The sequence below is a fragment of the Waterburya agarophytonicola KI4 genome, from assembly GCF_020640915.1.
Taxonomy (GTDB): domain Bacteria; phylum Cyanobacteriota; class Cyanobacteriia; order Cyanobacteriales; family Xenococcaceae; genus Waterburya; species Waterburya agarophytonicola.
The window spans coordinates 72,074-96,507 of the sequence record NZ_JADWDC010000007.1; the positions used below are offsets into that span (position 1 = coordinate 72,074).

Below are 24,434 nucleotides of genomic sequence, written 5' to 3' on the forward strand. Positions count from 1 at the left end.
TTTAGTTCGCGATGCGTAACAACAGATATTATATAAACTGAACTTTATAAATTCTATTTATGTCTTCAGATTCAACATCTCAAGAGATTCTGGCAGCAATTACTAATATTAATTTAAAAACTGTCGATCTCAATAATTGCGATCGCGAACCGATTCATATCCCTAATTTGATTCAACCCCACGGGGTATTACTAGTTGTTTCTCCCAATGAGTATACAATCTTGCAGGTTAGTCTCAATACATCTCAAATATTGGGTATCGAACCACAAGAATTATTAAATCAACCCCTAAAAGAATTGTTAGGAGAAGAAAAAGTCACGGCGATCAAACATTGCTTATCTCAAGATTTCGACCAAATTAATCCTTTAAAAATAAAGCTTATCCAAGGAAAATCTAACAAGACGTTTGATGGTATCGTTCATCATAATGGGAATGCGATCATTTTAGAGTTGGAAACAAGAGAAACTAATACCAGGGTTAATTTTTTCGATTTCTATAAATTGGTTAAAAATCCCGTCAATAAAATTCATCAAGCCTCTACTATAGAACAATTGTGCGATCTAATTGCCAGAGAAATCAAAGCAATAACAGGATTCGATCGCGTGATGGTATACCGTTTTGATCGCGAAGGTGCGGGACAAGTCATCGCAGAAGCAGCCAATCCAGAATTAGAACCATTTTTGGGCTTGCACTATCCCGATACTGATATTCCCAAACAGGCAAAATTGCTATACACTCTCAACCACCTGCGTCTGATTCCCGACGTTACTTACGAACCAGTTGGCTTAACACCTCAATTCAATCCTCTAACCGATAAACCTTTAAATATGAGTATGTCAGCTTTGCGGAGTGTTTCACCCCTACATACTGAATATTTGAATAATATGAGAGTGGGTGCTTCTATGTCCGTATCCTTGGTCAAAAACAAGCAGCTTTGGGGGTTAATTGCCTGTCACCACCAGACACCCAAAAAAGTTCCCTACGAGATTCGTACTGTATCTGAATTTATCGGACAAGTAGTTTCTGTTGATTTGGCAGCCAAAGAAAATAATCAAGATTCAGACTACAAAATTAAGCTTAAATCTATTCAATCACAATTTGTCGCTCATATTTCTCAAGCAGAAGACTTAAAAGCTGCTTTGAGTGAAAACCCCGATTATTTATTAGATTTAGTCGGTGCTTCTGGAGTTGCATTATCTTTTGGCGATAATATTACACTTTTTGGTAATACTCCAGATGAGGCAGAGATTCGAGAGATGCTACCTTGGCTGACAACTCAATTTGACGATGAGGTAATCTACGAAACCAACAATTTAGCGCAGACATATGTTTCTGCTTTAGCCTATGGAGAAACTGCCAGTGGATTGTTGGCTTTATTAATTTCTAGAGTAGAAAAAAGCCTGATTATTTGGTTTCGCCCAGAGGTGATGCAAACTGTAAACTGGGCAGGAAATCCTCAAAAGATCGTAGAAATAGCATCGGATGGCAATATTCGGATGTTTCCCCGCAAATCTTTTGCTAAGTGGCAAGAAACGGTCAAATTAAAATCTTTACCTTGGAAAGCTTGTGAAGTAGAAGCAGCTTTGGAACTACGCAGTTCCATTGTAGGTATTGTACTGCGTAAAGCCGACGAACTGGCACAGGTCAATCAAGAACTATCTCGGAGTAATGTTGAATTGGATGCTTTTGCCTATATTGCTTCTCACGACTTGAAAGAACCTTTGAGAGGAATTTATAATTACTCTAGCTTTTTAATTGAAGACTACGGCGAAGTTCTCGATGAATCGGGCAAGGATAAGCTAAACACTTTGATGCGGTTGACTCATCGCATGGAAGACTTAATTAATTCTTTGCTGCACTATTCTCGTTTGGGTAGAGCAGAATTGCAGGTACATCCCACAGATCTGAATGATTTGATCGCAGGAGTTTTAGATGTAATCGAAATTAGTGCCAGAGATACCCAAGTAGAGTTTCAAATTCCTCCCTCGTTACCCACTATAAAATGCGATCGCACTCAAATTAACGAATTATTTACCAACCTAATCAGCAACGGCATCAAGTACAATCAAAAATCTCAAAAAATTATTGAAATTGGTTATCTCGATCGCGAAGATCCCGTATTAGCTGAGAAAATGCTCGGTCGTACCGATAATATTTTATCGAAGACTGTATTTTATGTCCGCGATAATGGCATTGGCATTCGTGCCAGACACCTAGAATCAATTTTCCGTATTTTCAAACGACTACACGGTCAAAAAAAATACGGTGGTGGTACTGGTGCGGGGTTGACCATTGCCAAAAAAATTGTCGAAAGACATGGAGGCGAAATATGGGTTGAATCTGTCTATACAGAAGGCACTACTTTTTACTTTACCTTGGAATAATTAATGAATGAAGAAAATCAAAAATCTTTATTAATCGTTGAAGATAGCGATGAAGATTTTGCAGCTTTAGAAAGAGCTATATTCAAAGCAAAAATTACCCATCCTATATACCGTTGTGAAGATGGAGAGGAAGCACTTGATTTTTTATCTGGAAAAGGAGAATACCAAAACAAACAACTACCTCTTCCTTCTTTAATTATTTTGGATCTCAACTTACCTGGTACGGATGGTAGAGAAGTCTTGGCAGAATTAAAAAGCGATCGCACACTCGATAGTTCCGATAACCGACTATCTCGTAACTTACAAAAAATTCCTGTAGTTGTCTTTTCTACTTCTTCTAACTCTAAAGATATTAATGCTTGTTATCGTCATGGAGTTAGTGGCTATTTTGTTAAACCGATGGATATCAATCGCTTGAATCAATTGGTCAAAACTATTATGGACTATTGGCTGACTGCGGTGGAGTTACCCACTGAAAATTCATAGTTAAAATTCATAAAAAAACCTAACAAAATATCATTAAGGCGAGACTTTGGGGTAAACCTACAATAACAAGTAGAATTTTGGTATTATTCATGACCGACAAACAATATATTCTCTCTCTAGATTTAGGCACTACAGGAAATCGGGCTATTTTATTCGATCGCCAGGGGAATGTCGTCGGTCAAACTTATCAGGAGTTAACCCAACATTATCCCCAACCAGGATGGCTGGAACACGATGCTACGGAAATATGGCGAGATGTTAAACAAGCTACAGAACGAGTAATTGCTGATAATCAGGCCCAAGCAACGGAAATCGCGGCGATTGGCTTAACCGTACAGAGAGAAACCTGTTTGCTCTGGGATAAAACCACAGGCGAACCTTTACACAAGGCTATAGTCTGGCAAGATCGACGTACGGCAGATCTTTGCGATCGCCTGAAAGCAGAAGGAAAAGCCGAAGTCATCCAACAAAAAACAGGTTTAGTTTTAGATGCCTATTTTTCGGCTACTAAATTAGCTTGGCTGATTAATTGGGTTAAACAAAACAAACCCGATCTCAACTGGGATAATGTGATGGCGGGGACGATCGATACTTGGGCGTTATGGAATCTGACAGGGAAACAAGTTCATGCAACGGATGTTAGCAACGCTAGCCGTACTATGTTGATGAATTTGGATACGGGAAATTGGGACGATTCATTACTAGAATTATTTAATATTCCCCGTCAAATTATGCCCGAAATTAAACCTAGCATGGGCATGTTTGGTAATAGTAGTTCGGATTTGTTAGGTGTGGAAATTCCCATCACTGCTATATTTGGCGATCAACAAGCAGCTTTATTCGCCCACGGTTGCGATCGCCCTGGCTTGCTAAAGTGTACCTATGGTACGGGGTGTTTTTTGGTAGCCCAAACAGGGACACAAGTGACTCGATCTAACAATCAACTCCTCTCTACCGTGGCATGGAGTACCGAAAAACAAACAAACTATGCTTTAGAAGGGGCAATCTTTACTACTGGTGCAGCAATTCAGTGGTTACGAGATGGCTTAAAACTAATTACCAGTGCAGCAGAAACCGAAGCTCTTTGTAATAGTGTAGACAATACTAATGGGGTTTATTTCGTCCCTGCGTTGAGTGGCTTGGGCGCGCCTCACTGGGATATGAAAGCTCGCGGGGCATTTTTGGGTATCACTGGTGGGGTACAGCGAGAACATATGATACGTTCCGTATTAGAAGCGATCGCCTATCAGGTTAAAGAAGTAGTAAACGCGGTTAATCAAGATAGTGCCAACCCCGTATCCCTGCTCAAAATAGATGGTGGTGCAGCCCAAAATAACTTTTTGATGCAATTCCAAGCAGATGCTCTGGGAGTACCCCTAGAACGCCCTGTGGTGCTGGATGCCACCGCCCAAGGTGCAGCATTTGGTGCGGGGTTGGCTGTTGGTTTTTGGGATGACTACCAAAAATTAATTAGCGATCGCCAGATAGACCGAATATTTGAACCAGGGAAGGGACAATTCTTAGCCCAGGATAACTTTGCTATGTGGTCAAAAGCTGTCACTAGAGCTAAGAATTGGATTGAATAATTAATAACCAAACAACCAACAGAAGTGGATAATTTAATTTTGTTAGATACGGTCGATTTGGTTTTGTGTTTGGGCATGATTGGTATTGCGATCGCTTTGTCTGTTTGGCAAAAATTGGGCTTAGAAAAGCAACTAGCCTACAGTGCAGTGCGCTCTTTAATGCAACTTATTGCTATTGGCTATATATTAGATATTGTCTTTGTGATCGATGATTGGTGGGCTGTCTTAATTATTCTGGGAGTAATGCTAACTATTGCTTCAATTGTTGCCCGCAACCGCATCGATCGCCAATTAAAAGGACTATTTTCGACGGTAGCTTTATCTTTAATTGCTAGCAGCCTGTTTACTCTGGCTTATGTAATTCTATTGATTGTTCGACCCGATCAATGGTACGAACCCCAGTATCTTATACCCTTAGCAGGAATGGTGTTTGGTAATACTATGAATAGTGCATCTTTAGCGGGCGATCGCCTTTTAAACAGTATCAATCAAAATCGTTTAGAAATTGAAACCCATCTTTGTCTGGGTGCTACATCTGCTCAAGCTATTGCTTCCTATCGCCAAGAAGCAATTCGCACTAGCTTGATACCCATCCTCAATAATATGGTGGTGGTTGGTTTGGTGAGCTTACCAGGAATGTTTACAGGACAAGTATTAGGGGGAAGCGATCCTTTAGATGCTGCTTCTTATCAAATTCTAATTTTATTTGCGATTGTCTTAGCTAATCTAATTGCTAGCGTTTTAGTTACTGAAGGTATCTACCGTCATTTTTTTAGTCAAGACGATCGATTGATTGCGTAAGTCTGGGATTTATTTATTATTAGATCGATAAAATTGATTTAGGAGCTAGCTCGTGAAAGGAGACGATGGCAAAATGGATAATAAATTCTATTTTAGTTTGATGAAATTCCCCAACAAAGTTAAATATATTGCTTGGTTGCCGATCGCATTAACTATAATAGTTACCTATGATTTAGGGTTGAAAACCGAGCCAGCCTTAACTCAAAATGCCATAGAGAGTTCTTTTTCTCTGGATAAAAATATTATCTATGTTAACTCCAAATCTGGGGATGACAGCCAAGTGGGAGAAAAACTATCTCCCCTGAAAACTATTACTCAAGCTCTTAAAATTGCAGCCCCTGGTACAAAAATTCAGTTAGCCCCAGGAACATATAACGAAGATAGTGGGGAAGAATTCCCTTTAGTTGTTAGAAATAAAATTACACTTCAGGGTAATGCCAAAAACCAAGGACATAATATCATTATTAAAGGTGGTGGTAGTTTTGTCAGTCCCACTGCTGCGGGACAAAATGTGGCGATCGCAGCTTTACAAGATGCGGGGCAGATTATTGGTATCAGCATCACCAATGACCATTCCCGAGGACATGGTTTGTGGATCGAATCATCCAATCCCAATATTATCAGCAATACTTTTACTCGTAATGGTAATACGGGAGTATCCGTTAATGGTAAAAGTGCGCCGTTAATTGAAAATAATTATTTTTACAACAATTCAGGTAATGGCTTGTTGGTTTATGGTACTTCTCAACCCCAAGTAAAGGAAAATACCTTCGAGCAAACGGGATTTGGAGTTAGTTTAGTGCAAAATTCCATTGCTACTTTAACTAGTAACTATTTTGATGGTAATCGGATTGGTCTTATTCTAGAAGGTAATTCTCAAGCAATTTTACGGAATAATGAAATAGTCAATTCTAGCGAATCTGGGTTAACTGCGATCGCTCAATCCCGCGTTGACTTAGGCACGAATGAAAAGGAGGGAAACAATGTTTTTCGTAGTAATAAAAAATTAGATATTCAAAATGCTACTAACCATGAAATAGTTGCAGTGGGAACAGAAACTAATAACAAAACTGAAGGCAATATTAATTTTGATCGCGGAGAATTTAGTCCTAGAATAAATATAGCTAAAGACACCCGCCCTTTACTCGCCCCGTTAGATTCTAATAATAACTCTCCAGCCCCACTCAACTTACCCCCCACTACCACAACAGCATCTTCTTTACCCTCTCCCCCACCCGTTCCCGAACAAAAAACTAGCAATAAAGAGTTAATATTCACCCCCGCTTCTTCTTCCATATCCTCAACTCCAGAGCCAGAACCAGTACCTTTTTTACCTCAAATAAGCAATTCTGCCTTGACTTCTAATAATTCCCAAATTAGTAGTTTATCCGATGTTTTAGGTTCGAGAAATGCCGTTTCAGTTAAATATAAAGTATTAGTAGAAGCGGAAGACGAATCTGATGAATTAGATGTGCGATCGCTTTTTCCCGAAGCCTTTGCTACTATTTATCAAGGCAAGTCTGTCCTACAGATAGGTGCGTTTAATAATTGGGACAAAGCCAAACAAGCCAAGCAATCTTTAGAAGATTTGGGCTTGAATACTCATATTTTGGAGTGAAAAATATTCATAAATTTTACTGTTCAAAATTAAAGATTATTTTTGTATTTATAGAGTAACTTTCATCATAGTTTATCATAGGATGAAAATTAATTGTTAATTAGCATTTTTATATTGGGTTAGTATCGTGTTTTTAAATTATTACTACTTTTTGAGCGAAGCAGCATTAGATAGTCATGCAGCTTCTGCTTTCGATCTAAATCATTTTTTTGAACAACTATTATTAGAATCTGCTTTATTTATCAAAATAATCATCGAAGGAATTGCCCTATTAATTGTCCTTTTCGCAATTATCAAAGCCATCAAATCAATGACCTTGAGTTTTAATAGAATCAATGGCAGACGAATGAACCGCCAAGATACTTTATTATTAGTTCGTATTGATTTGGGTACTGCTTTATCCCTTTCTCTTGAATTCTTACTAGCTGCGGATATTGCTGCCACCGCAGTAGCTCCCACCTGGGAAAAACTAGGACAGTTAGCTGCTATTTCTGCCATTCGGACTTTTCTTAACTTCTTCCTCCAAAGAGAAATTCATGAATTGGAACATATGCGACAAAGCAATATTCGGACAATGGATACTCAATTGTTGACGGAATAAGCGATCGCTTTACTTAATCATTTATTATTTACTTTTACAAGTAAAGCTATTGCTATATTCGTAGCTAACTTTTGGTTACTAAAGTTGACGTATAGCGTATAGAACGATTCAGTCCTTATAGTCCAAAACGTTTTACAATAGTCTACTCCGCAATAGATATTAACAATGGTAGAATTAAACCCCAGTGCCAGCTTTAGCCTGAAGATCGAGTTAGAAATTCCCAACCGTCCTGGTGCATTAGCCTCAATCATGAGTACTGTCGCCTCAGTAGGGGGTAGTTTGGGAGATATTGTGCTATTGCAGCGCAATCTCAAATATACTCATCGAGAATTAACCATCGATGCCTCTAGTACCGAACAAGGGGATAAAATAATTGCAGCAATTAAAAGTCTGCCTAAAGTAAAAGTGATTAGCTACAACGATCGCACTTTTGCCATTCATCGAGGGGGAAAAATCTCCGTTGAAAGTAAACTACCCTTGAATTCCCAGTCGGATTTAGCGATGGCATATACTCCAGGGGTGGGTAGAATTTGTCGGGCGATCGCTGAAAATCCTGAAGAAGTTTATAATTTAACCATTAAAAGTAATACCGTAGCAGTGGTAACGGATGGTAGTGCTGTCTTAGGCTTGGGAAATTTGGGGCCAGAGGCATCTCTTCCCGTCATGGAGGGAAAAGCCCTCTTATTTAAAGAATTTGCAGGAATTGACGCTTTTCCCATCGCCCTAGATACACAAGATACGGAAGAAATAATTAAAGCCGTCAAGCAAATCGCTCCCGTATTTGGCGGGGTAAACCTAGAAGATATTACCGCACCTCGTTGTTTTGAAATCGAACATAGATTGCGACAAGAGCTTGATATTCCTGTATTTCACGACGATCAACACGGCACTGCCATTGTAGTTTTAGCAGCGTTGTATAATGCGCTTAAATTGATTGGTAAAGAAATAAATGAGATTAAAATAGTTATTAATGGTGCGGGGGCTGCGGGAATCGCGATCGCTTTATTGCTTAAAAAAGCAGGAGCGAGTAACATTACGATTTGCGACTCCAAAGGAATTATTTCGACTCAAAGAGACGATCTAAACTCCAACAAGCAAGAATTTGCCGTCAAACAACAGGGTACTCTAGCCGATGCCATGAAAGATGCGGATGTATTTCTTGGGGTAAGCGCCCCTGGAGTTGTCACTCCTGAGATGGTTTATACAATGGCAGATCAAGGAATTGTTTTTGCCATGGCAAATCCGATCCCCGAAATTCAACCAGAATTAATTTATGACTATGTAGCAGTTATGGCAACAGGGAGGAGTGATTATCCCAATCAAATAAATAATGTGTTAGCCTTTCCTGGTGTTTTTCGCGGTGCATTAGATTGTCGGGCTACGGCAATTACCACTAATATGTACCTAGAAGCTGCCAAAGCGATCGCGCTTTTAGTAAATGATGACGATTTAGATCGAGAGCATATTATTCCTTCTGTCTTTGACAAGCGTGTAGCTACTACAGTGGCTCAAGCTGTATGTCTGGCTGCCCAACGGGATAATATAGCTCAAAAACCAATAACTAACAAGTGAAACATATAGTTGTTGACTATATTTATGGATGAGATTGAAATTCCAGAAGCGATTAGGGAAAACATTGAGTTACCCAAAAAATCCCGTCTAACTTTATCTTTGCCCTTGATAATTGGCATAATTTTTTGTTTGGGCGTGGCGGGTTTATTCTCGATGTTTGTTCTATCGCCCAAACCCAAGTCTGCTCCCCAGACAGTTAAGCAACCAGCAACTCAACCTAGATCTCCCCAACAGGAGACTGCCCCCCAAAATCCCCAAACAGTTTCTCCTCCTCAAGAGAAAACTCCAACCAAACCCAGCAAAGGAGATTTATTAGGACATTTACCCTACCAAGTTGCTCCCCAAGAGTCATTAGCACCAATTACTGCGGATAACAGACTTAAGATGCGCTCTGCTGCTGCCAGCAAATTTAAACAAATGCAAACAGATGCTAGGGCGCAAGGAGTAATACTAGTTCCTATTTCTGCCTTTCGTACTGCCGAAGCCCAAGAACAACTATTTTTCGGCGTTAAAGAGCAGAGAGTACAAGATGCTACCAAAAGAGCCGAAGTAAGCGCGCCTCCTGGCTATAGCGAGCATCATACAGGCTATGCGATCGATCTTGGGGATGGTAATGCTCCTGCTACCAATTTAGAGACAGATTTTGCCAACACTGCTGCATTTTCCTGGCTGAAAGAAAATGCTCTCAAATACAGTTTTGAACTATCTTTTCCGCCCGATAACGATCTAGGGGTTAGTTACGAACCCTGGCATTGGCGTTTTGTCGGCGATCGCGATAGTCTAGAAACATTTTATAAAGCCAGAAATTAGCTAATCGATCTATAACTATTAAATTAAACCTAAGATAAAACTAATACCAATAAACAAGCTAATAGCCGAACGCTAATAGTTAATAGCCGATAAAAATGACCAACTTTGAAGTAGAAAAACAAGAATGGTGGGTAGAAAGATGGTTGGATTTGTTAAATTCCTACCGCTTTAAAAAACGCCTAGAAAGGGGGCGTAGCTATGCCAGGGAGGGTAATGTCTTGACCATGGATTTTGCCGACTCCAAAGCTAAAGCAACAGTTCAAGGAAGTGATGCCGAACCGTATCGGGTATCTATATCTCTAGATTCTTTTAGTAAAGAAGACTGGAACTTTGCGATCGCCAAAATGTCGGAAAAAGCAGTATTCACCGCCCAATTGTTGGCGGGAGAAATGCCCGAAAGCATCGAAGCAGTATTTACTAAGAGTGGTTTGAGCTTATTTCCCTTTACCCTCAACGAAGTTCGCTCTCGCTGTAGTTGTCCCGATAAAGCCAATCCTTGCAAGCATATTGCAGCAGTATACTATCAGTTAGGCGATCGCTTTAGCGAAGATCCTTTTATTATTTTTCAGTTGAGGGGACGAACCAAAAGCCAAATTATCGAACGTCTGCGTCAAATTCGTAGTCAGGCAGCAGTAGCCCAACCAGTCGATCCAACAGCCACAGCTATTGTTAATGCTGCTACTAATGCAGGAGACAAAACATCCGCCACGGTCAAAGGTTTTTGGCAATATAACGAGCCATTAGAATCTAGTTTAGTCGCGATCGTTCCTCCTTCGGAACAAAAAAACGTCCTAGATATTTTAGGAAAAATGCCTTTGCCCCCCGATGAATCTGAAGCGGTTCAACAGTATTTGAAAGAAATATATCAAAACACAGGGCAACAAGCTTTGATGTCTGCCCTAAATAGAGCCTGATTGATCAAATATTCTAATTGCGATCGATTTCTAAATTTTGATCGGAATAACCCCTAGCAGATTTTGGTATATCGATCGCAGGTCGATCTAAGGCTACCGCTAACATTACTGAATTAGTTAGATTATTTGGAGAGTTTACTTGAGCTAGTTGGGGAGATAAGGGAGAAAATCCGCCAAATACACCAAATATTCCCGCGATCGCCGAAGCAACGACGGCACTACCAACCCAAACTAGTTTGAGTTGCCAACGACGGTGGCGATCTATCGAACGAAAAACCTCTTTTGTAATCTCCTCTGTAGATTTTTCACTGGGCGGTGCCACGGAATGCTGTATTTGACCTTGTAAAGCCAATAGCTGGGTATATAGTTGCTTAAAGTTAGGATCTTTATCCAGCCAAGTTTGTACCTGTTTTACTTCAAGGGCAGACAACTCCCCATCAAGATACGCGCTAAGGAGTTCAAACGAATTTGGGGTGGAATCCTCTATTCCTAAATATTGGTCTTCAGACGATAAATCGCGCTCAAAACCTTCAGATTGAGATGTCATTCTGGCATACCACTACATTAAAAAAATAATATATTAAAAATTAACAATACTTCTACTAATTTACTCGTCATCAAGATAGTTTTGCAATACCGACTGAAGCTTTAACCTTGCTCTAGCAATTCTGGACTTAACAGTACCCAAAGAAACCCCCGTCATTTCGGCAATCTCCTCATAAGGCAAGCCTTCAATCTCTCGCAATACTATAGTGGTGCGAAAAGTTTCGGGCAATTGGGCGATCGCTGTTCGTAAATGTTCGTAGAACTCTCTTGTTGCCAGATCGTCATCGGGGCTAGGAGCATTATCGGGCAATTCCCAGCTCATTTCGCCATCTTCGACATAGCGGGGCGCATCTAGAGAAAGAGGAGGGCTGACGCGCTTACGCTTGCGTAACTCATCATAAAAAAGATTAGTCGCAATCCGACTTAGCCAACCACGAAACTTGGCTGGATCTTGAAGACGATGAATATTACGATAAACTCGAATCCAAACTTCCTGAGCTAAATCCGCTCTTTCTTGCCAATCTGGGGCTAAATGATAAAAAAGACGATTTAGATGAGATTGATATCTTCTTAATAATTCTGCAAAAGCAGCTTTGTCAGGCTGAGTATCTGCTTGACAGCATACAATAAGATCGTAACTAGAGAGTTGTTCGGGAGACACTACACTTTGTGTTTGATTTGCCTCGGCTCTTGACCAAGATATAGGAAGAGATAGACTCATAAACTTAATCAACCTAAATTTACTAGGGCTTTAAAGTATATCTCCATTGACTTTAAACAAACCACAAAAGTTCCTAACGCGATCGAAACCACCACCCCTACTACTTTTTACTTTTCATAATTAGGGGCATAATCTTTGAGTAGACTACTAAGTTGTCCTGCCATATTGGAATTACCCTTACTAGTAATAGCTTGTCGTTCGGGGAAGAATTCAGGTCGATCGAGATAGCGAGAAATCGCTTCTGTTACCTGTTCTTGAATCAAACTCTGCATTTCTTCCCTTGCTCTTTGACGTTGGTAGTTTGCGCCTTCTTCTGTGGTGGCATACAACGGTGGTAGACGGTTCAGGGCATAGGCTGCAATATCTCCTACATCCAAAGAAACATCGCTGGTTTGCTCTATTTCAGCTACGCGAGTAATTGCTTCGCTCAAAACCAATTCTTCCATCACGTTAATAAATTGCTTGCGAGGAACAGCAACCACTTCTCCCGTCAATAACGCGCCCATAAGCTTATCTAAAGCCATGTATTCTTCCACCGATAGTTCGGCAGCCGTATCGCAAATTCGTCCGACTTCAGCCTCCATAGTGGGAGTTAGATAGCCATCTTGTAAAGCTTGTTCGACAATCGAATTAATTCCCATAGATCGGATAACAATAAAAAATTCTTTCTTGAGCAGACCTTCCGAACCATCTTAATCGCTATTATCTAGAATCGAAAAGATATCGATCTAAAATGATGAAAAATAGCCGTTGGAGCTAGTTATTTATTCAATCGCACCAAACCGCCAAGGAACGGGATCTACCGCTACTTGATTTACATATAAGCCCCAATGGAGATGGGGTCCTGTAGATGCTCCCGTCGAGCCTATCGTACCAATTTTTTCACCAGCTTTAATCATTTTTCCTTCGGTAACATTGATATCTTGTAAGTGCATAAATACACTTACTACCCCTTGTCCGTGATCGATACCTACAATATTACCGTGGACGTGAAAACCCTCACTTTCTTTTCCCACTAAACGAATCATTCCTGCTGCGGGAGCAACTACAGGCGATCCATATCCTCCTGCATAATCCACTCCTTTATGATAATAATCATTAGCAAAGACATTATTGTAGTAACGACGCAAGCCAAATCCTGTAGAAACCCGCGAAGCATTGGGGCGAACAAAAGCACCCTGCCAAAATTTTTGGGGAGTTACTAACTCTTTGAATTCTCTAACTCGATTTAATTCTAGTTGGGTTGCAGGGCGAGAAGCATTACCACTAAGCCAGATACGTTGGACGGGAAAGGCTTTGTTTTTTAACCAGACTCCCATATTGCTAGTGCGATTATCTCCTGTAACGCGGAGGGCAATTTTGCCAGGAACATTGAGGGGAGAAGTAGGAATAAAAGCTCGATATTTACCGTTGGTGGAAAAGACTGGATAGTCGATTTCGTTGGCAGTGACTTGGGGTGGAATAGTCTTATCTTGAAGATCGACAATTACGGAAATAGTATCTCCCTGTTGGGGAGTTTTAGGCAAAATTTCCACTTCCAGAGCTTTAGCAGGGAGAGTTAAGGCTAATACGATCGCTGTGGTGATTCCTGTCAAAGTGGGAAAGCGTAAATGGTGGCTCATATTGTTGGGATCTGTCATTTACCATTGAACAATTTGTTTCGAGTTTATTCTAGCTTTAATAAAATTGCAGTAATTGTTGCAATACGTAGCAGTTAGGGGCGCAAGTTTTTTGTAGGATGTTTAAGTGTAGAGAATTTTCTGAGCCATAATGATTTGCTGGCACGATCGAATTTCGATCTTTTGATCTCTAGTATAGCGATCGCCAATGGGGCTACAACGGACAACAATTATCTAAACTAAACTTTGCTTTTTGTGGTGATGGAGGGTACTTTAACCCATGAAGGACAAGGATCTTACATACAAAATTTTATAGATGAGCATTTCTAATTCTGTGGTAGAACAACTGCTAGCAATTTGCACTGGTTGGCGACCACAAATGTACTTCAAGTCTTCTTTAACGGCGTTATCCCACGCCATGGAAGATCTGGTGCTTAATGATTCTGATACGCCCTTAGTCATTGCTAGCTTTCAACGAGAACGTTTTTATCGTCAGGAGGCTCATCGTTACAAACGAATTTCCCGTAAATCCGATCAAGTATATGTTTTAGCTGCTCCTGAGACTGATTTTAGCCATGATTCGACTGATTATGAAACTGTCGCTTTTGAACCCACCGATGCTCTGGCTCAAGAATGGCACTTAGTAATTATCGGACAAAATTATGCTAGCTGTTTGATCTGTCGCGAGAAAAATATTCCTGTTTCCCCAAAGGAAAATAATCAAACAACCATTGACCCCAATCGACGTTTTGAGGGGATTTGGACTTTTGATCGCCAGGTGACGATCACAGCAGCCCAAATCATGCTCGATCGCATCGGAATTTATCGACCAGAATTAGAATCTAAATTAGCTCAAGCTCGTCAACTGTATTTATCGACAGTAGAAAAGGTCAATTCGGGCATTCCGATTGATTCTCCCCTAACCAACCCCGATCCTTTCGTGCAAAGATTGGTTACTTATCTACAGGCTGGTCAATATAAATTACTAAAAGCTAACAAATCTTTAGCTGCTAAACAACGAAAAGAACAATTACTTAATTCTGTCTCCGATGCGGTTAGGCGATCGCTCAATACGAAACAAATCTTACAGGTAGCAGTCCAAAAATTAGGAGAAGGGGTAGGGGTATGTCGGTGTATTATCTATCGCTGTCACGAAGATGATACCGTCGCTACAGTAGATCGAGAATTTAATAGTCCTGGAATCAAATCCGTCAGAGGACAACAATGGCAGTTGGCTAATAATCCCCTCTTTGAAGAAGCGATCGCTACTACTGAAACTATTAGAGTTGATAATACTCTAGAAGACGAGCGAATTACTAAACTTGCTCTAGAAAAAGGGACTCATAAGTTTTTTCAAAACCTAATTCAAAATTATTCTATTTCTTCTTGGTTGTTAGTTCCCATTTTTTACCACGGTAAGTTATTAGGCGTTTTAGAACTCCATCATTGCGAAGCCGAACCCATTCCTTGGAAAAAACATGATGTGGCTTTAGTCGATGCGATCGCAACACAGGTGGGAGTAGCCCTAATTCAAGCAGAAGCCTATGCCGACCTCGAACACCTCAATCAACAGCTAGAAGCTTTAGACCGTACCCGTTCCAACTTGGTGGCGATTGTCGGTCACGAATTGCGGACTCCCCTTTCTACAATTCAAGTGTGTTTGGAAAGTTTGGCTAGCGAACCCGATATGCCGACTGAATTGAGCGAGGTGATGTTAGATACCGCCCTCAGCGATGCCGAAAGAATGCGCAATCTGGTGCAAGACTTTTTGACCCTATCTCGCTTAGAAGGAGGGGCAGTAGAGTGGAACTTGGAAACTCTCTCCATCAGCGAATGTATCGATTTAGCGGTCAGCAATGTCAAGGCGCGCAATCATAGTACAAAGTTACCCCAAATTGATAATTTAACTACTCCAGAAGATTTACCTCTAATACAAGTTGATGGGGAATGGCTAGTAGAAGTCCTCGCCAAACTACTAGACAATGCTTGCAAATTTACTCAAGCTGATGGCAAAATTGCGATCGCCGTTCAAACTAACGGAGGTAAAACCCTGGAGGTGACTGTTTCCGACACAGGGAGAGGAATCGAAACCAACAGTCTAGAAACCGTCTTCGATCGCTTTTATCAAGAAGAAGGAGCATTACGGCGCAGTGCGGGGGGGACTGGTTTGGGTCTGGCGATCTGTCGACAAATAGTCAAAAATTGGGGCGGTGAAATTTGGGCAGAATCACCAGGGAAAGATCGCGGTAGTATATTTCATTTTACTATTCCCATCAAAGCAGCAAATTATAAATCTCAGTCATTTTAATTAAATTACTCTAAACTCAGCCTTGCTAAAAACTGTTACAGTTTTTGACGTACTGATAATATTGTCCCAAAGTGAATGATAGGATGCCGTAAATACCTTTAATTGAGGATTTTTATTAAAATGGCAGAAGAAATTAAGCTTTCTGGAAAAACACCAAAGTTTGGTGGCAGTACGGGTGGCTTGTTAACTAAAGCAGAAGTAGAAGAAAAATACGCTATCACTTGGACGAGTCCTAAAGAGCAAGTATTTGAAATGCCCACTGGTGGCGCAGCTACTATGAACGAAGGAGAAAACCTACTTTATTTAGCTCGTAAAGAACAGTGTTTGGCGTTAGGCAAACAACTTCGCACTTCATTTAAACCAAGAATTCAGGACTACAAGATCTATCGCGTACTTCCTAGCGGTGAAACAACCCTTCTGCATCCCGCAGATGGTGTCTTCCCTGAAAAAGTAAATGAGGGTCGTGAATATCACGGCAAAAAAGACCGTCGCATCGGTCAAAATCCTCAACCAGCTACGATCAAATTCTCTGGGAAAGCAACTTACGAAGTTTAACGACAACCAGATAAAATTAAGAAGGACGAAAGGTAAACTATATTGTTTGCCAGTCCTTCTTTTTTTGGCGATCTTGTATAGACCAGGCATACCTTGTCTCTCCTTGCTACTTGCTACTTATTAAAAAATGATTTTGACTAATTTCGATCGATTTAGCGAACTCGCCCAGCAGGGTAATTTTGTTCCCGTATATCAAGAGCTAGTAGCGGACTTAGAAACCCCTGTATCGGCTTGGTATAAAGTTTGTGCGGGTCAACCTTACAATTTCCTTTTAGAGTCCGTAGAAGGAGAAGAAAAACTAGGTCGCTATAGTTTTTTGGGCTGCGATCCGATGTGGGTATTAGAGGCTAGGGGAGAGAAAACCACTCAAACCCATCGCGATGGCAAGATCGTAGAGTATGAAGGTAATCCTTTTGATATTTGCGATCGCTGTCTGACGACAATTAAACCAGTCAAGTTACCCGAATTACCCCCTGGTATTGGCGGTTTATTTGGAGTTTGGGGATACGAATTGATTCGTTGGATCGAACCGCGAGTCCCCATTAAAGAGCCTCAGCCAGACGACCTACCCGACGGGGTTTGGATGCAGGTAGATAATTTAATTATTTTCGATCAAATCAAAAGAAAGATTTGGGCAATTTCCTACGCAGATTTACGAGATCCCGATACTAATTTAGAAGAAGCCTATCAAGCAGCAAGCGATCGCGTTAGTAAGTTGATGCTCAAGCTTCAGTTACCCCTACCCATAGAAGCCCAGTCTTTGGAATGGAAATCTTCCAATAATTCCACCGATGACTCGGGGTTAGTTTATTGCAGTAATACCGACAAACAGCTTTATTGTGACAACGTAGATAAAGCTAAAGATTATATTCGTGCGGGAGATATTTTTCAGGTAGTCCTCTCCCAAAGATTATCTACCATTTATAAAGGTCATCCTTTCAATCTTTATCGTTCTTTGCGCTTAATTAATCCTTCTCCCTACATGAGTTACTATCAGTTTGGCGACTGGGAATTGATCGGCTCGTCTCCAGAAGTTATGGTTAAAGCCGATACTCGCAGTGATGGCAAAATAGAAGCCACCCTCAGACCCATTGCAGGAACTCGTCCTAGAGGCAGAAATAATGTCCAAGACGATGCTTATGCCCAGGATTTACTAGCAGATCCCAAAGAAGTGGCAGAGCATATTATGCTCGTAGATTTAGGAAGGAACGATCTCGGTCGGGTCTGTGTAAAAGGTAGCGTGACTGTAGACGAACTCATGGTAATCGAACGCTATTCCCACGTGATGCACATTGTCAGTAATGTTATTGGTGAACTCGAACCAGATAAAACAGCTTGGGACTTGCTCAAAGCTTGTTTTCCTGCGGGTACAGTAAGTGGCGCGCCCAAAATTAGAGCGATGGAAATAATTAACGAACTCGAACCAGAAAGAAGAGGCCCTTATTCAGGAGTATATGGCTACTATGATTTTGAAGGTCAGCTTAATAGTGCTATTACCATCAGAACGATGATCGTTCGACCCTACAAAGAAAATCAATGTATGGTCTCTGTCCAAGCAGGCGCGGGACTAGTAGCTGATTCTGTCCCCGAAACTGAATATCAAGAAACTCTCAATAAAGCCAAAGGACTATTAGAAGCCATTAAAAGTATCAATTGAATAATTTGCTAGTGCTAATTTTATAAGGTCTTTTGGGTAAACTAGGGCTGAAATAAATCGCTTAAGTTAAATTAGAATTAGATTTTGATCGAATCTAACAAATAGATTAACAATTAATAATTATTGATTTATTGTCCCCCAAACTGTATCGGTGAAGACTAGATTCATCTAAATTTAACAGCTAGAATGTATCAGTCAATATTTTATTAATCGGTAACGCGGTATATTTTTAGTCCTATTCACTACTGTAAGTAACCAAGTTCGATGACTGAACTAACTCAAGATTTATCATTAGCTCAAGCCAAATCTCTAATTGATAGTTATGCTTTCGATTTGGGAGGAGATGACGCAGAGCAACTACTAGAATCATGGTCAAAAATATATCATGCTAGTTGGATTGGGCTGGCAACGATTGAAGCTTTATATCTAGGACGCTATAAAGCTATTTCTATCGAACATATCCTGAGTGTTTGGTTGCGAATTGGTAATCCTAATACCCACTTTACCTATGAGTTTGAAAGATTAATTTGTCGCAAATTACCCAAGCAGCAGATCGATTTATCCGAGTTCAATATTACAACCAAGACACCTACTATAAACCCTTATCCCTACAGCAATTACAGCAAAACTCAAAACCCAGTCGCAATTGTCTCGGAGCGATCGACTGCCACATTAAATCCAACTAAGCCCAAACAGTTTCCCCGTAATATCCCCATAATTTCAGCCTTGGAACTTTCCTATCAAACTAATTGGTCGGAGTTTGCCCAACAACATAAAATAATACCTCAGTTTATTCCCGTACCTGATGTATCTTCTTTTTTTTACAAGCTCAAAACATTCGGCGAAGAAAAGTTAGAAAATTAGCGATTCATATTACAATATGTAAAGATAAAACTGCTTTTCGGGAATTAGAAATTTAATGCGCGTAGCAATTGTTGGTGCAGGATTAGCTGGTATGGCAACAGCCATTGACCTAGTTGATGCGGGTGCTGAGGTAGAAATCTTTGAATCTCGTCCTTTTGTGGGGGGGAAAGTTGGTAGCTGGGTAGATCGGGATGGCAACCATTTGGAAATGGGCTTGCACGTATTCTTTGGCTGCTATTACAATCTCTTCGCCTTGATGGAAAAAGTCGGCGCAATAGATAACCTCCGTCTGAAAGATCATACTCATACCTTTATCAACGAAGGTGGTAGAGTTGGCGAACTAGATTTTCGCTTCCTTACTGGCGCACCATTCAATGGTTTAAAAGCTTTTTTTACTACCTCTCAGCTTTCAACAGTAGATAAAGCAGCCAACTCCTTGGCTCTGGGTACGAGTCCCATTGTCAGGGCATTAATCGACCCTGAAGGGGCAATGAAAACTATCCGCGATCTAGATTCGGTGAGTTTTGCCGATTGGTTTCGCAGTCACGGGGGGAACAACGGCAGCTTGAGAAAAATGTGGAATCCTATTGCCTATGCTTTGGGTTTTATCGATACAGAAAACATTTCTGCTCGCTGTATGTTAACTATTTTTCAATTTTTTGCCACTAAAACCGAAGCTTCTGTATTGCGGATGCTGGAAGGTTCGCCTAGCGAATATTTACACAAGCCTATTGTGGATTATTTAGAAGCGCGAGGAGTTAAGATACACACTCGTCGTCGTGTCAGAGAGATTTTGTATCAAGATGGTAAAGACGATACTAAAGTTACGGGAATTATCGTCGCTAATGGGGAACAGGAAGAAACTATTACTGCCGATGCTTATGTTTGTGCTTGTGACGTACCAGGAATTAAAAAAGTTATTCCCCAAGAGTGGCGCAAGTGGTCGGAATTTGACAACATTTATAAACTGGATGCCGTACCTGTAGCTACAGTGCAGTTGCGCTTTGATGGTTGGGTGACGGAATTAAATGATAGGAATAATCGCGAGCAACTGGAAAAAGCAGTGGGTATTGATAATCTACTTTATACTCCCGATGCAGATTTTTCTTGTTTTGCAGATTTAGCCTTAACTAGTCCTAGTGATTATTACAGAGAAGGAGAAGGATCTTTACTACAATTAGTTTTGACTCCTGGCGATCCTTTTATCAAAGAGAAAAACGAGGATATTGCCAACCATGTTTTAGAACAGGTGCGGAATTTATTCCCTTCTGCTAGAGATTTAAACATGACTTGGTATAGCGTGGTGAAATTAGCCCAATCTCTCTATCGCGAAGCCCCAGGAATGGATCTTTATCGTCCAGCCCAACAAACCCCCATAGTTAACTTTTTCTTAGCGGGTAGCTACACTCAACAAGATTATATCGATAGTATGGAAGGAGCTACTTTGTCTGGCAAGCAAGCAGCCAAAGCAGTGTTAGAAAATGCCGAACAGTTGAAAGCTGTAGCGGTATAACGATCGTTTCTATTGGGGACATTTAGGTAATCAAGTAATAAATATGACAGACTGGCTAGAACATACCGTACAAATAGAAGTTCCTGTCCCCATCGAACTTGTCTGGAGTCTTTGGTCAGATTTAGAACAAATGACAATCTGGATGAAATGGATTGAGTCGGTCAAAATTTTGGAGGATAATCCAGAGTTATCGCGCTGGAAACTAGCTAGTGGTGGATTTAACTTTACCTGGCTATCTCGTATCGTACAGCTTGTTCCCTATCAAATCATCGAATGGCAGTCGGTGGATGGTTTGCCCAACAAAGGCGCGATTCGTTTTTACGATCGCAAGGAATATAGTATTGTTAAAATGTCTTTTGCCTATGGCGTACCAGGAATTATTGGCAAGTTATTGGATAGTGCGATCGGCGATATTGTGGAATCAACGGTTATGGCAGATTTAGAAAGATTCAAAGAATATGCGATTAAAGCTCACGCTGAATCTAATATTTAGCAGATGTGTATTTTATTTTAACGGTGCAAAATTAGATTCATTTTGTTATAAAGGAGAAAAAATATTATCAAAAAATAAATCAAAATGAGATATAGAAAATGCAGACCAGAAAAACGAATCTATCGCAATCTAGCATTAGGAATTATAACTTTTATAGTCTTGGCAACAGTATTACCCGTCATCAATTCTTCTGGAATATCTTAAATTAAGAGTATTTAAGAAGCCGAAAATAAAGGAAGTAATAAAGTAAAGAAATAATAGACCAAAGGGGCAGTAAAAACATAGCTGTCGGTACGGTCTAAAATACCTCCGTGTCCTGGTATTAATTGTCCAGAATCTTTAACTCCCGCATCCCGTTTCATCATCGACTCGGTTAGATCTCCTAGCAAACTAGTAATCCCAATTAACGTACCCAACATGACACCGCTAACTTGCCAAGCTGGTAAATGAAAATACCAAGCACCCAATTCTGCCACAATTAAGCTACCTAGAACGCCAAATAATGCACCTTCTACGGTCTTTTTGGGACTAATATCAGAAAGCCGAGTGCGACCAAAACTTTTACCCATAGTATACGCACCAATATCTGCTGCCCAAATACAAGCCATTACTAAAAAGGTTAAAGTTAGTCCAACGGGAAACTGACTGGGATTGAGCCAAGAATCGGGCCAGTATCCATTGAGGGGTAGGTTACTAGCATTATTCACATTAGGCAGACTAACTCTCAAGCGCACCCAAAAAGTAGGCAAATAGCCCGTATAAAATAAACCCAAAATAGAGCTAGAAATATCAGCAATGGTTGCCATTTTGGGTTGGAATAATAAGTAGAAACAAATAATTGTTCCTCCAAGACAAAACATAGCATCGGTTACATTCGGGGCGAGGGTAGAACCGATTAATAAAAGTTGGGAGACAATTAAAGTAGTTTTAGCTGCGGGTTCGACTCCTTTGGCGCGGACTAGACGAAAATATTCTAATTGTGCTAAGACCATTAAAATACCGATACCAAAGGTGAAGTACCATCCTCCGAGAATAATCATTCCCAAGGCTAAGGCGATCGCGATTACTGCACTAACTATACGAGACAAGGGCATAATGCGTTGCTGCTACCAACGCTGATTTAAGGGTGAGAATTGAGTTTAAGACAACCTTATGAAAGGTTAGCATATTGCCTTAAGTCCTAATATATATTTACAAGAAGCTAGTAGGAAATTTGATGTTACTAACACTTATAATTTTTCGCCACTCAAAATAAACATCGGATTTACCGCAGCAAAAGTTTGATGAATACCTCGTGTTTCTAGACGATTGACGGCGGATTGAACTACTTCAATATTACGGGCTTGTAGTTCTGATAAACCTTTGGAAATAATATATAAGTTTTCTAAATTATTTACCGTAGCTACGATACGCCCTTCTGGTTTGAGATATTTCCAAGTTTGTTTGAGTATATCTTCAATCGGTTTTCCTCCTTCAATACAGACTAAATCTGGTTGGGGTTGAATTTCTTCTAGACACTCTGGCGCGCTACCTTGAATTACTTTAACGTTCTTTACTCCAAAGCGATCGCAATTACGCTCGATCAAACCCGCAACTTCATTATCTCTTTCGACAGCGACGATCTTACCTTCAGGACAAAGCAAGCCTATCTCGACAGGAATTGTTCCCGTCCCCGCACCGATATCCCACAATACCGAATCTGGCTTCATCCGCAAGGAAGAAATAATCAGAATACGCACCTCTCTTTTGCTTAGAGGTATACCAGGTAAGCGTTCAAAGAGTTTATCGGGAATGCCAGGAGTTTTATATTGCCAAAGCATAATTTAATTATCAGTTATCAGTTACCAATTCTTGTTTAATTATTAGTGCTATTTCAGTGTTTGTATGGTTTGCAGAATAGGATCTTTACACCCTGTAATAGTGCCTCCTGCTACTACAACTTGTTGCAGATATTCGATCGCTTCAGTGGTAATTATTTCTCCTGGCATTAATAAAGGTATTCCTGGAGGATAAGGACAAATTAATTCTCCACAAAAGCGATCGCTTGCTTGGTTAATAGGGACTGTTTCAGTCGGGGCAAAGTAGGCTTTGCGGGGGGACTTGGGGATTTGCCCTAAAGGATAACGCTTCCCATAGGGATTTGCCCTAAAGGATACCGCTTCCCATAGGGATTTGGGGACTTGCCCTAAAGGATACCGCTTCCCATAGGGACTTGCCCTAAAGGATACCGCTTCCCATAGGGACTTGGGGAGGGTTTGGCAAGCTTGGATTAGGTTGTGGACGTCTTCTGGAGTATTGCCCAGGGAGATAATGAAGGTAAGGTGATGTAATAGAGGGAGTTCGCAAGTTACGTTGAGTTTTTCGTGGAGAATTTCGTCCGCTGCAAAACCAGTTATGCCTAGGTTGGATACATTGATAGTTAGCCTGGTAATATCTAAGCGATCGCATCCAGGTTTTAAATTGGGTTCGAGGATAGATAGGTTGGGGATTGCAGCTATTTTATTTCTGGCTTCTAGGGCTAAATTTAGCGTACGATCCATCAATTCTTGACCCTGAGTTGCCATTTGTTGTCTGGCTGCATCTAAAGAAGCTAATAGAAGGTAGCTAGGACTGGTAGATTCTAGCAATTGTAAGGCTTTGTTAATTCTTTGGGGACAAATGAGATCGCCTTGGCAATGCAGCATAGATGCCTGTGTCATGGCACTCAAGACTTTATGGGTAGATTGCACTGTTAGATCCGCGCCGACAGTCATAGCCGATGGTGGTAAATCTGGGTGAAAAGCAAAATGCGCGCCGTGGGCTTCGTCTACCAGTAAAGGAATATTATATTGGTGAGTTAGATCGGCGATCGCTTTTAAATCGCTACAGATGCCTTGATAAGTAGGGTGCAGCACCATTACCGCTTTGGTGTCGGGGTGGGCGGTTAATGCTTGTCTTACCGCATCAGCAGTAACGTTATAAGCTAATCTCTCTTGAGGATCGTATTCTGGATTGACAAATATGGGTATTGCCCCTGACAAAACTAAACCCGCGATCGCCGATTGATGGATATTTCTGGGTAAGATTATTTTATCCCCCTCGCCACATACCGCCAAAATTCCCGCTATAATGCCACAGGTCGAACCATTAACTAAGAACCAAGTTTTTGATGCGCCAAAGGTATTAGATGCTAGCTCTTGTGCCTGTTTGATTACTCCTTCAGGGGCAAATAAATTGTCTAGTTCGGGCAATTCGGGTAAATCCGCCGCAAAAACACTCTTACCCAAAAATTCTAAAATTCTTTGATTACTGCCTTTTCCTTGTTTGTGTCCTGGTGCATAAAAAGCAGCATGAGGCTTTTGTGCCGATTTGATCAATGCATCCAATAACGGCGTATCTGAAAACAT

The 24,434-nt window shown here is 40.7% G+C and carries 22 protein-coding genes; 15 read left to right on the forward strand and 7 right to left on the reverse strand.

Going from position 1 to position 24,434, the window contains the following annotated elements; all coding sequences use genetic code 11:
* The first annotated feature begins 59 nt into the window (after nucleotides 1-59).
* From I4641_RS04420 to I4641_RS04460, 9 genes are all read left to right on the forward strand, one after another.
* On the forward strand, nucleotides 60-2,384 hold the full coding sequence (locus I4641_RS04420; protein WP_229639256.1) for an ATP-binding protein: 2,325 nt from the start codon (nucleotides 60-62) through the stop codon (nucleotides 2,382-2,384).
* Nucleotides 2,385-2,387: 3 nt separating this feature from the next.
* Nucleotides 2,388-2,870: a response regulator gene (locus tag I4641_RS04425; RefSeq protein WP_229639257.1), complete on the forward strand. Its 483-nt coding sequence runs from the start codon at nucleotides 2,388-2,390 to the stop codon at nucleotides 2,868-2,870.
* A gap of 89 nt (nucleotides 2,871-2,959) precedes the next feature.
* A complete protein-coding gene (glpK, locus tag I4641_RS04430; protein ID WP_229639258.1) occupies nucleotides 2,960-4,456 on the forward strand; it encodes a glycerol kinase GlpK in 1,497 nt (498 codons plus the stop codon).
* A 24-nt stretch (nucleotides 4,457-4,480) separates the two neighbouring features.
* Complete coding sequence (locus I4641_RS04435) at nucleotides 4,481-5,257, forward strand: ABC transporter permease (protein ID WP_229639259.1); 777 nt, start codon at nucleotides 4,481-4,483, stop codon at nucleotides 5,255-5,257.
* A 52-nt stretch (nucleotides 5,258-5,309) separates the two neighbouring features.
* Nucleotides 5,310-6,875: a DUF1565 domain-containing protein gene (locus tag I4641_RS04440; protein WP_229639260.1), complete on the forward strand. Its 1,566-nt coding sequence runs from the start codon at nucleotides 5,310-5,312 to the stop codon at nucleotides 6,873-6,875.
* A gap of 127 nt (nucleotides 6,876-7,002) precedes the next feature.
* Nucleotides 7,003-7,476, forward strand: coding sequence for a DUF1622 domain-containing protein (locus I4641_RS24100; RefSeq protein ID WP_229639261.1), 474 nt, complete (start codon nucleotides 7,003-7,005; stop codon nucleotides 7,474-7,476).
* Nucleotides 7,477-7,641: 165 nt separating this feature from the next.
* The gene (locus I4641_RS04450) at nucleotides 7,642-9,048 is read left to right on the forward strand and encodes an NAD-dependent malic enzyme (RefSeq protein ID WP_229639262.1); all 1,407 of its coding nucleotides are present in this window, start codon (nucleotides 7,642-7,644) and stop codon (nucleotides 9,046-9,048) included.
* Nucleotides 9,049-9,072: 24 nt separating this feature from the next.
* Nucleotides 9,073-9,858: a M15 family metallopeptidase gene (locus I4641_RS04455; RefSeq protein WP_229639263.1), complete on the forward strand. Its 786-nt coding sequence runs from the start codon at nucleotides 9,073-9,075 to the stop codon at nucleotides 9,856-9,858.
* Nucleotides 9,859-9,953: 95 nt separating this feature from the next.
* A complete protein-coding gene (locus tag I4641_RS04460; RefSeq protein ID WP_229639264.1) occupies nucleotides 9,954-10,772 on the forward strand; it encodes an SWIM zinc finger family protein in 819 nt (272 codons plus the stop codon).
* 13 nt (nucleotides 10,773-10,785) lie between these two features.
* Here I4641_RS04460 and I4641_RS04465 read toward each other — a convergent pair whose 3' ends face one another.
* The 4 genes from I4641_RS04465 to I4641_RS04480 all read right to left on the reverse strand — a co-directional run bounded on the left by I4641_RS04465 (nucleotide 10,786) and on the right by I4641_RS04480 (nucleotide 13,679).
* Nucleotides 10,786-11,319 (reverse strand): anti-sigma factor family protein, encoded by a 534-nt coding sequence (locus I4641_RS04465; protein WP_229639265.1) that lies wholly within the window; start codon nucleotides 11,317-11,319, stop codon nucleotides 10,786-10,788.
* A gap of 60 nt (nucleotides 11,320-11,379) precedes the next feature.
* Entirely contained in the window at nucleotides 11,380-12,039 is a 660-nt protein-coding gene (locus I4641_RS04470) for a sigma-70 family RNA polymerase sigma factor (protein ID WP_229639266.1), read from the reverse strand.
* Between the two features lie 107 nt (nucleotides 12,040-12,146).
* Nucleotides 12,147-12,680 (reverse strand): late competence development ComFB family protein, encoded by a 534-nt coding sequence (locus tag I4641_RS04475; RefSeq protein ID WP_229639267.1) that lies wholly within the window; start codon nucleotides 12,678-12,680, stop codon nucleotides 12,147-12,149.
* Between the two features lie 123 nt (nucleotides 12,681-12,803).
* On the reverse strand, nucleotides 12,804-13,679 hold the full coding sequence (locus I4641_RS04480; protein ID WP_229639268.1) for a M23 family metallopeptidase: 876 nt from the start codon (nucleotides 13,677-13,679) through the stop codon (nucleotides 12,804-12,806).
* A 295-nt stretch (nucleotides 13,680-13,974) separates the two neighbouring features.
* On the opposite strand from I4641_RS04480, the gene I4641_RS04485 reads away from it, so the two are divergent.
* From I4641_RS04485 to I4641_RS04510, 6 genes are all read left to right on the forward strand, one after another.
* Nucleotides 13,975-15,966, forward strand: a complete 1,992-nt coding sequence (locus tag I4641_RS04485; RefSeq protein WP_229639269.1) for a DICT sensory domain-containing protein — start codon at nucleotides 13,975-13,977, stop codon at nucleotides 15,964-15,966.
* Nucleotides 15,967-16,086: 120 nt separating this feature from the next.
* The gene (locus I4641_RS04490; protein WP_229639270.1) at nucleotides 16,087-16,521 is read left to right on the forward strand and encodes a photosystem I reaction center subunit II PsaD; all 435 of its coding nucleotides are present in this window, start codon (nucleotides 16,087-16,089) and stop codon (nucleotides 16,519-16,521) included.
* Between the two features lie 127 nt (nucleotides 16,522-16,648).
* Nucleotides 16,649-18,178: an anthranilate synthase component I gene (gene trpE, locus I4641_RS04495; RefSeq protein WP_229639271.1), complete on the forward strand. Its 1,530-nt coding sequence runs from the start codon at nucleotides 16,649-16,651 to the stop codon at nucleotides 18,176-18,178.
* Nucleotides 18,179-18,442: 264 nt separating this feature from the next.
* Nucleotides 18,443-19,042: a hypothetical protein gene (locus tag I4641_RS04500; protein WP_229639272.1), complete on the forward strand. Its 600-nt coding sequence runs from the start codon at nucleotides 18,443-18,445 to the stop codon at nucleotides 19,040-19,042.
* Nucleotides 19,043-19,097: 55 nt separating this feature from the next.
* Nucleotides 19,098-20,555, forward strand: coding sequence for a 9,9'-di-cis-zeta-carotene desaturase (zds, locus tag I4641_RS04505; protein WP_229639273.1), 1,458 nt, complete (start codon nucleotides 19,098-19,100; stop codon nucleotides 20,553-20,555).
* 43 nt (nucleotides 20,556-20,598) lie between these two features.
* Complete coding sequence (locus I4641_RS04510; protein WP_229639274.1) at nucleotides 20,599-21,048, forward strand: SRPBCC family protein; 450 nt, start codon at nucleotides 20,599-20,601, stop codon at nucleotides 21,046-21,048.
* A gap of 215 nt (nucleotides 21,049-21,263) precedes the next feature.
* Here I4641_RS04510 and I4641_RS04515 read toward each other — a convergent pair whose 3' ends face one another.
* The 3 genes from I4641_RS04515 to I4641_RS04525 all read right to left on the reverse strand — a co-directional run bounded on the left by I4641_RS04515 (nucleotide 21,264) and on the right by I4641_RS04525 (nucleotide 24,434).
* Nucleotides 21,264-22,142 (reverse strand): phosphatidate cytidylyltransferase, encoded by an 879-nt coding sequence (locus I4641_RS04515; RefSeq protein WP_229639275.1) that lies wholly within the window; start codon nucleotides 22,140-22,142, stop codon nucleotides 21,264-21,266.
* Nucleotides 22,143-22,277: 135 nt separating this feature from the next.
* Nucleotides 22,278-22,868 (reverse strand): precorrin-6Y C5,15-methyltransferase subunit CbiT, encoded by a 591-nt coding sequence (gene cbiT / locus I4641_RS04520; protein WP_229639276.1) that lies wholly within the window; start codon nucleotides 22,866-22,868, stop codon nucleotides 22,278-22,280.
* A 48-nt stretch (nucleotides 22,869-22,916) separates the two neighbouring features.
* Nucleotides 22,917-24,434: an aminotransferase class I/II-fold pyridoxal phosphate-dependent enzyme gene (locus I4641_RS04525; protein ID WP_229639277.1), complete on the reverse strand. Its 1,518-nt coding sequence runs from the start codon at nucleotides 24,432-24,434 to the stop codon at nucleotides 22,917-22,919.

What these genes read in the sequence shown, in the direction of transcription:
- I4641_RS04525 (WP_229639277.1), bottom strand. Translation starts at nt 24,434, where the DNA reads ATGTTTTCAGATACGCCGTTATTGGATGCATTGATCAAATCGGCACAA.
- I4641_RS04420 (WP_229639256.1), top strand. Translation starts at nt 60, where the DNA reads ATGTCTTCAGATTCAACATCTCAAGAGATTCTGGCAGCAATTACTAAT.
- I4641_RS04500 (WP_229639272.1), top strand. Translation starts at nt 18,443, where the DNA reads ATGACTGAACTAACTCAAGATTTATCATTAGCTCAAGCCAAATCTCTA.
- I4641_RS04460 (WP_229639264.1), top strand. Translation starts at nt 9,954, where the DNA reads ATGACCAACTTTGAAGTAGAAAAACAAGAATGGTGGGTAGAAAGATGG.
- I4641_RS04480 (WP_229639268.1), bottom strand. Translation starts at nt 13,679, where the DNA reads ATGACAGATCCCAACAATATGAGCCACCATTTACGCTTTCCCACTTTG.
- I4641_RS04485 (WP_229639269.1), top strand. Translation starts at nt 13,975, where the DNA reads ATGAGCATTTCTAATTCTGTGGTAGAACAACTGCTAGCAATTTGCACT.
- I4641_RS04510 (WP_229639274.1), top strand. Translation starts at nt 20,599, where the DNA reads ATGACAGACTGGCTAGAACATACCGTACAAATAGAAGTTCCTGTCCCC.
- I4641_RS04455 (WP_229639263.1), top strand. Translation starts at nt 9,073, where the DNA reads ATGGATGAGATTGAAATTCCAGAAGCGATTAGGGAAAACATTGAGTTA.
- I4641_RS04465 (WP_229639265.1), bottom strand. Translation starts at nt 11,319, where the DNA reads ATGACATCTCAATCTGAAGGTTTTGAGCGCGATTTATCGTCTGAAGAC.
- glpK (WP_229639258.1), top strand. Translation starts at nt 2,960, where the DNA reads ATGACCGACAAACAATATATTCTCTCTCTAGATTTAGGCACTACAGGA.
- I4641_RS04515 (WP_229639275.1), bottom strand. Translation starts at nt 22,142, where the DNA reads ATGCCCTTGTCTCGTATAGTTAGTGCAGTAATCGCGATCGCCTTAGCC.
- I4641_RS04475 (WP_229639267.1), bottom strand. Translation starts at nt 12,680, where the DNA reads ATGGGAATTAATTCGATTGTCGAACAAGCTTTACAAGATGGCTATCTA.
- cbiT (WP_229639276.1), bottom strand. Translation starts at nt 22,868, where the DNA reads ATGCTTTGGCAATATAAAACTCCTGGCATTCCCGATAAACTCTTTGAA.
- I4641_RS04450 (WP_229639262.1), top strand. Translation starts at nt 7,642, where the DNA reads ATGGTAGAATTAAACCCCAGTGCCAGCTTTAGCCTGAAGATCGAGTTA.
- I4641_RS04425 (WP_229639257.1), top strand. Translation starts at nt 2,388, where the DNA reads ATGAATGAAGAAAATCAAAAATCTTTATTAATCGTTGAAGATAGCGAT.
- zds (WP_229639273.1), top strand. Translation starts at nt 19,098, where the DNA reads ATGCGCGTAGCAATTGTTGGTGCAGGATTAGCTGGTATGGCAACAGCC.
- trpE (WP_229639271.1), top strand. Translation starts at nt 16,649, where the DNA reads ATGATTTTGACTAATTTCGATCGATTTAGCGAACTCGCCCAGCAGGGT.
- I4641_RS04490 (WP_229639270.1), top strand. Translation starts at nt 16,087, where the DNA reads ATGGCAGAAGAAATTAAGCTTTCTGGAAAAACACCAAAGTTTGGTGGC.
- I4641_RS04470 (WP_229639266.1), bottom strand. Translation starts at nt 12,039, where the DNA reads ATGAGTCTATCTCTTCCTATATCTTGGTCAAGAGCCGAGGCAAATCAA.